Below are 4,460 nucleotides of genomic sequence, written 5' to 3'. Positions count from 1 at the left end.
GCCTGGCGCTCCAGCCAGGATGCCGCCGCCCGCATGAGCAAGGCCGCCCAGTTGCAGGCCAGGGCCTACGAACTGGGCGAAGGCAGCCTGGCGGAAATGCTGGCCGCCCGCCGCCTCGCCTTCGCCGCCGAACTGGATGCCCGGCTGGCCCAGCTCGACGCACTGGAAAAAAACTACCGGCTGCAGATCGACAGTCATAAACTCTGGAGTTTCAGCCACGACCGTCATTTAGCCCAAGATCCGCCATGACCCAGTCCGACAACCCCCTCCAGACCCTGCGCCGCCGCCTGCTGCTGGTCAGCAGCGTGACCGCAGCACTGGTCGGCCTCATCACCTGGTACACCGAATCCGAACGGATCGACGAGAAGGTGCTGGCCATGGTGGTGATGGCGGCGCACCGCATCCCGCCGGCCACGCTCGAAGCCCATGCCCAGGGCAAGCTCGCGGCGGCTGACCTGGAGCACCTGGTCGAACAGATAGCCACCGACCACTTCGGCATCGTCGAACTCTATGACCACAACAAAACCCGCCTGATCGAGTATGTGCCACCCGAACTGAAATATCTGGAAGAGGAACTGAAACGGGGCGGACACGTGGAACTGACGACACAACCGCGCTACATGAAACACCTGATCCAGGGTGAATTCGCGCTGGTGGTGGCCGTCCCCATCGCCCGACCGGGGGGAGCGCCCGTGGGCTACCTGGAGGGGGTGTATCTGCCTGACCAGGAAACCATGACCCAGATCCAGGAAGACGTAATGCGCACCGTGGCGATGGTAGTGCTGGCCATTGTCTTGACCGCCCTGACGGTCTACCCGGTGGTGCTGGCCCTGCATCGCGAACTCCTGGCCCGCAGCCGCTCGATCCTGCGCGGCAACCTGGAAATGCTCGAAGTGCTGGGCAGCGCCATCGCCCAGCGCGACTCCGACACCAATATCCACAACTACCGGGTGACGCTCTACGCCGTGGCCCTGGGGGAGGCGGTCGGCATAGCCGCCAGCCAGATGCGCAACCTGATTGCCGGGGCTTTCCTGCACGATGTCGGCAAGATCGGCATCTCCGACAACATCCTGCTCAAACCCGGCCGGCTGACTCCGGAAGAATTCGCTGTCATGAAAACCCACGTCACCCTGGGCGGAGACATCCTGCGCCAGTCGGCCTGGCTCCTGCAGGCCCGCGAAGTCGTGGCCTACCATCACGAAAAATACGATGGCAGCGGCTACATGGAAGGGCTGGCCGGGGAAGCCATTCCGCTCAACGCCCGCATTTTTGCCGTGGTGGATGTATTCGATGCACTCACCTCCCGCCGCCCCTACAAAGGCCCGATGACCCCGGCAGAAGCCACGGACATCATGCGACGCGACCGGGGCACCCATTTCGACCCCCACCTGCTCGACCGTTTCCTGCCACTCGCCACCCGTTTGCATGAAACTTACGGCCAAGCCGACGAAACCCGGCTGCGGGCAATCCTGCTGCTCGCCCTCGAACGTTACTTCATGAAGGAAACCGCTTAGCTGGGCAGCTGGGCAGATGGCAAGCGGCCGCAGCGCATAGCCGCCTGAGCATGGGCAGCGGCCAGGGCGCCAATCCCCCGCATCAAAGCCGCTCCGCATCCTCTGCTCCGGTTTTGCTTCCCATCAAAGAGCCGCTACACTTCTGCCTCCGCTCTTTCGCCTTGCGCTCAGAAAGCCCTCAAACCCATGCTGGAAGCCGACAACCTGGAATGTATCCGCGGTGCGCGGCGCCTGTTTCACGGCGTGAGTTTTGGTCTGGCAGAAGGCGAACTGCTGTTCCTGCAGGGCAAAAACGGGGCCGGCAAGACCAGCCTGCTGCGCATGTTGTGCGGCCTTTCCCCGCCTGAATCCGGTGAAGTCCGCTGGAAAGGGGCATCCATCCGCAAGCTGGCCGACGATTTTCGCGCCGATCTCTGTTACCTGGGCCACCTCAATGCCATCAAGGAAGAGCTCAGCCCGCTGGAAAACCTGCTGGCTTCGGCCCGGCTGGCCGGGGAAGACCTGGCCGCGGACGATGCCCTGGATGCCCTGGCGCAGGTGGGTCTCTCGGGCCGGGAAGATCTGATCTGCCGCTACCTCTCGCAAGGCCAGAAACGCCGGGTCGCCCTGGCCCGGCTGGTGCAGGAGCGCCGCCCCCTGTGGATTCTCGATGAGCCTTTCGTGGCCCTGGACGTGCATGCGGTGGACTGGCTGGTGGGCATCATCGGCGCTCACCTGCAGCGCGGGGGGCTGGCCGTGATGACCACGCACCAGCCGGTGGAAATTCCTGCTGGCGCCGTACGCGTTCTGCGTTTGGGAGCCTGAGCCATGTTCCGCATCGTCTCCCACACCATTGCCCGCGACCTGCGCCTGGCGCTGCGCCGGCCCGCTGACCTGGCCTCGGTGCTGTTCTTCTTCATCATCGTCGCCAGTCTGTTCCCGCTCGGCGTCGGGCCGGAGGTGGACCTGTTGCGCCAACTGGCGCCGGGTGTGCTCTGGGTCGGGGCCCTGCTGGCAACCCAGCTGTCCCTGCCCCGCCTGTTTGCCGACGACTACCGCGATGGCACCCTGGAACAACTGGCCCTGTCACCCAATCCGCTCGGGCTCATGGTGCTGGGCAAGGTGATCGCGCACTGGCTGGTCTCCGGCCTGCCCCTGGCCCTGCTCGCCCCGGTGCTGGGCCTGCAATTCGATCTGCCTACCGACGCCCTGTGGGTGCTGGCCGGCTCCATCCTGCTCGGCACTCCGGCGCTCTCGGGCATCGGCGCCATCGGTGCCGGGCTGACCCTGGGCTTGCGCGGCGGCGGGGTGCTGCTTTCCCTGCTGGTGTTGCCCCTGTATATTCCGGTACTGATTTTTGGTGCCGGGGCCGTCGATGCCAGCGTCAGCGGCCTGGGGCCCGGCGCCCATCTCTCGCTCCTGGCCGCCCTCACCGTGGGCGGCCTGGCCTTTGCTCCCTGGGCCGCTGCCGCCGCCCTGAAGATCGCCCTGGAATAAAATCCCGATGCGCATGATTCACTGGTTCAAATTTTCCGCCCCTTCCACCTTCTACCCCCTGGCGGGCAAGCTGATTCCCTGGTTCTGGGCCCTGTTCGCCGGGTTTGCCCTGGCGGGCCTGTGGATCAGCTTCTTTGTCGCCCCCACGGATTTTCAGCAGGGCGAGGGCTACCGCATCATCTTCATCCATGTGGGCGCCTCCTGGATGTCGATGTTCATCTACCTGGTGATGGCCTTCTGGGCCGGGATGGGCTTGGCCTTCAATACCCGCCTGTCGGGCATGATGGCCCAGGCGCTCGCCCCCACCGGCGCCCTGTTTGCCTTCATTTCGCTGTGGACCGGGGCCCTGTGGGGCAAGCCGATGTGGGGCACCTGGTGGGTGTGGGATGCCCGGCTCACCTCGGAACTGATCCTGCTGTTCCTCTATATCGGCTTCATCGCCCTGACCCGGGCCATCGACGATAGCCGCCGCTCCGACAAGGCCGGGGCGATCCTGGCGCTGGTGGGGGTGGTGAACATCCCCATCATCTATTTCTCGGTGAAGTGGTGGAACACCCTGCACCAAGGCGCTTCCGTCTCCCTCACCCGGGCGCCGGCCATGGCTTCGATCATGCTCTGGGGCATGTTGTTCTCTGCCTTCGCCATGTGGATGTATGCCGTCGCCGTGGCCTTGATGCGAGTGCGCACCATCATCCTGGAGCGGGAGCGGCACACGGACTGGGTGCGGGAACTGCTGCTGGACCGCTCCTAGCCATCACGCTTTGTTACACAGTATCCGGCCGCCAGCCAGGATAATCGCCCAGCCCCGGCTGGAGGGATACGAACCGAGAACGGCAACAACACTATGCACTGGAACAGCTTTTCCGACTTCATCGCCATGGGCGGCCACGGCCTCTATGTCTGGGGCGCCTTTGGCGTCACCGCCCTGGTCATGATGCTCGAACCCTGGATCGTGATCCGTCAGCATCGCGCCACCCGACAACGGCTGGTCCGCCAGTTGCGGGCCGAAGCCAAGCTGGAGCAACAGCCATGAAAGCCCGCCACAAGCGCATCGCCCTGATCGTCGGTGGCCTCGCCGCCCTCGGCCTGATCGCAGCCCTTGTCTTCAACGCCCTGGACGACAACATGGCCTTCTTCCATACCCCCACCGACGTGCAGGAGGGCAAGGCGCCCCAGAACAAGGTGTTCCGCATCGGCGGCCTGGTGCAAAAGGGCTCCCTGACCCGCCAGCCGGACGGGGTGACCCTGACCTTCGTGGTCACCGACACGATCCATGACATCCCGGTCCGCTACAAGGGCATCCTCCCCGACCTGTTCCAGGAGGGCAAGGGCGTCGTCGCCCAGGGCAAGCTGGGTGCGGATGGCATCTTCACCGCCAGCGAAGTGCTGGCCAAACACGATGAAAACTACATGCCGCCCGAAGCGGCCGCCGCCCTGGAAAAGGCCCACCGCGCCGGTAGCGGCCAGCCA

General features: G+C 64.9%; 6 protein-coding genes and 1 pseudogene. All 7 read left to right on the top strand.

The window, feature by feature from the left end; translation table 11 throughout:
• Positions 1 to 249: pseudogene (locus WBH99_RS08430) on the top strand (hypothetical protein); the annotation flags it as partial.
• Entirely contained in the window at positions 246 to 1,514 is a 1,269-nt protein-coding gene (locus WBH99_RS08425) for an HD-GYP domain-containing protein (protein ID WP_424219639.1), read from the top strand. The pseudogene WBH99_RS08430 and the gene WBH99_RS08425, both read left to right, overlap by 4 nt.
• Before the next feature lie 186 nt (positions 1,515 to 1,700).
• Positions 1,701 to 2,318 carry a cytochrome c biogenesis heme-transporting ATPase CcmA gene (gene ccmA / locus WBH99_RS08420; protein WP_424219638.1) on the top strand — a complete coding sequence of 206 codons (618 nt, stop codon included), beginning with the start codon at positions 1,701 to 1,703 and terminating at the stop codon, positions 2,316 to 2,318.
• Positions 2,319 to 2,321: 3 nt separating this feature from the next.
• Positions 2,322 to 2,990, top strand: coding sequence for a heme exporter protein CcmB (ccmB, locus tag WBH99_RS08415; protein ID WP_424219637.1), 669 nt, complete (start codon positions 2,322 to 2,324; stop codon positions 2,988 to 2,990).
• Positions 2,991 to 3,003: 13 nt separating this feature from the next.
• Positions 3,004 to 3,741, top strand: coding sequence for a heme ABC transporter permease CcmC (gene ccmC, locus WBH99_RS08410; RefSeq protein WP_424219640.1), 738 nt, complete (start codon positions 3,004 to 3,006; stop codon positions 3,739 to 3,741).
• Between the two features lie 93 nt (positions 3,742 to 3,834).
• A complete protein-coding gene (gene ccmD / locus WBH99_RS08405; protein WP_424219636.1) occupies positions 3,835 to 4,023 on the top strand; it encodes a heme exporter protein CcmD in 189 nt (62 codons plus the stop codon).
• Positions 4,020 to 4,460, top strand: a 441-nt coding sequence (ccmE, locus tag WBH99_RS08400) for a cytochrome c maturation protein CcmE (protein ID WP_424219635.1), incomplete at its 3' end; no start/stop codon positions are given. The genes ccmD and ccmE, both read left to right, overlap by 4 nt.

Origin of the sequence: Azovibrio sp. (assembly GCF_049658005.1) — a bacterium.
In the GTDB taxonomy this organism is placed as follows: domain Bacteria; phylum Pseudomonadota; class Gammaproteobacteria; order Burkholderiales; family Rhodocyclaceae; genus Azovibrio.
Note: the sequence above shows the minus strand (reverse complement) of the source record. Positions and strands in the feature narration are given on the sequence as shown.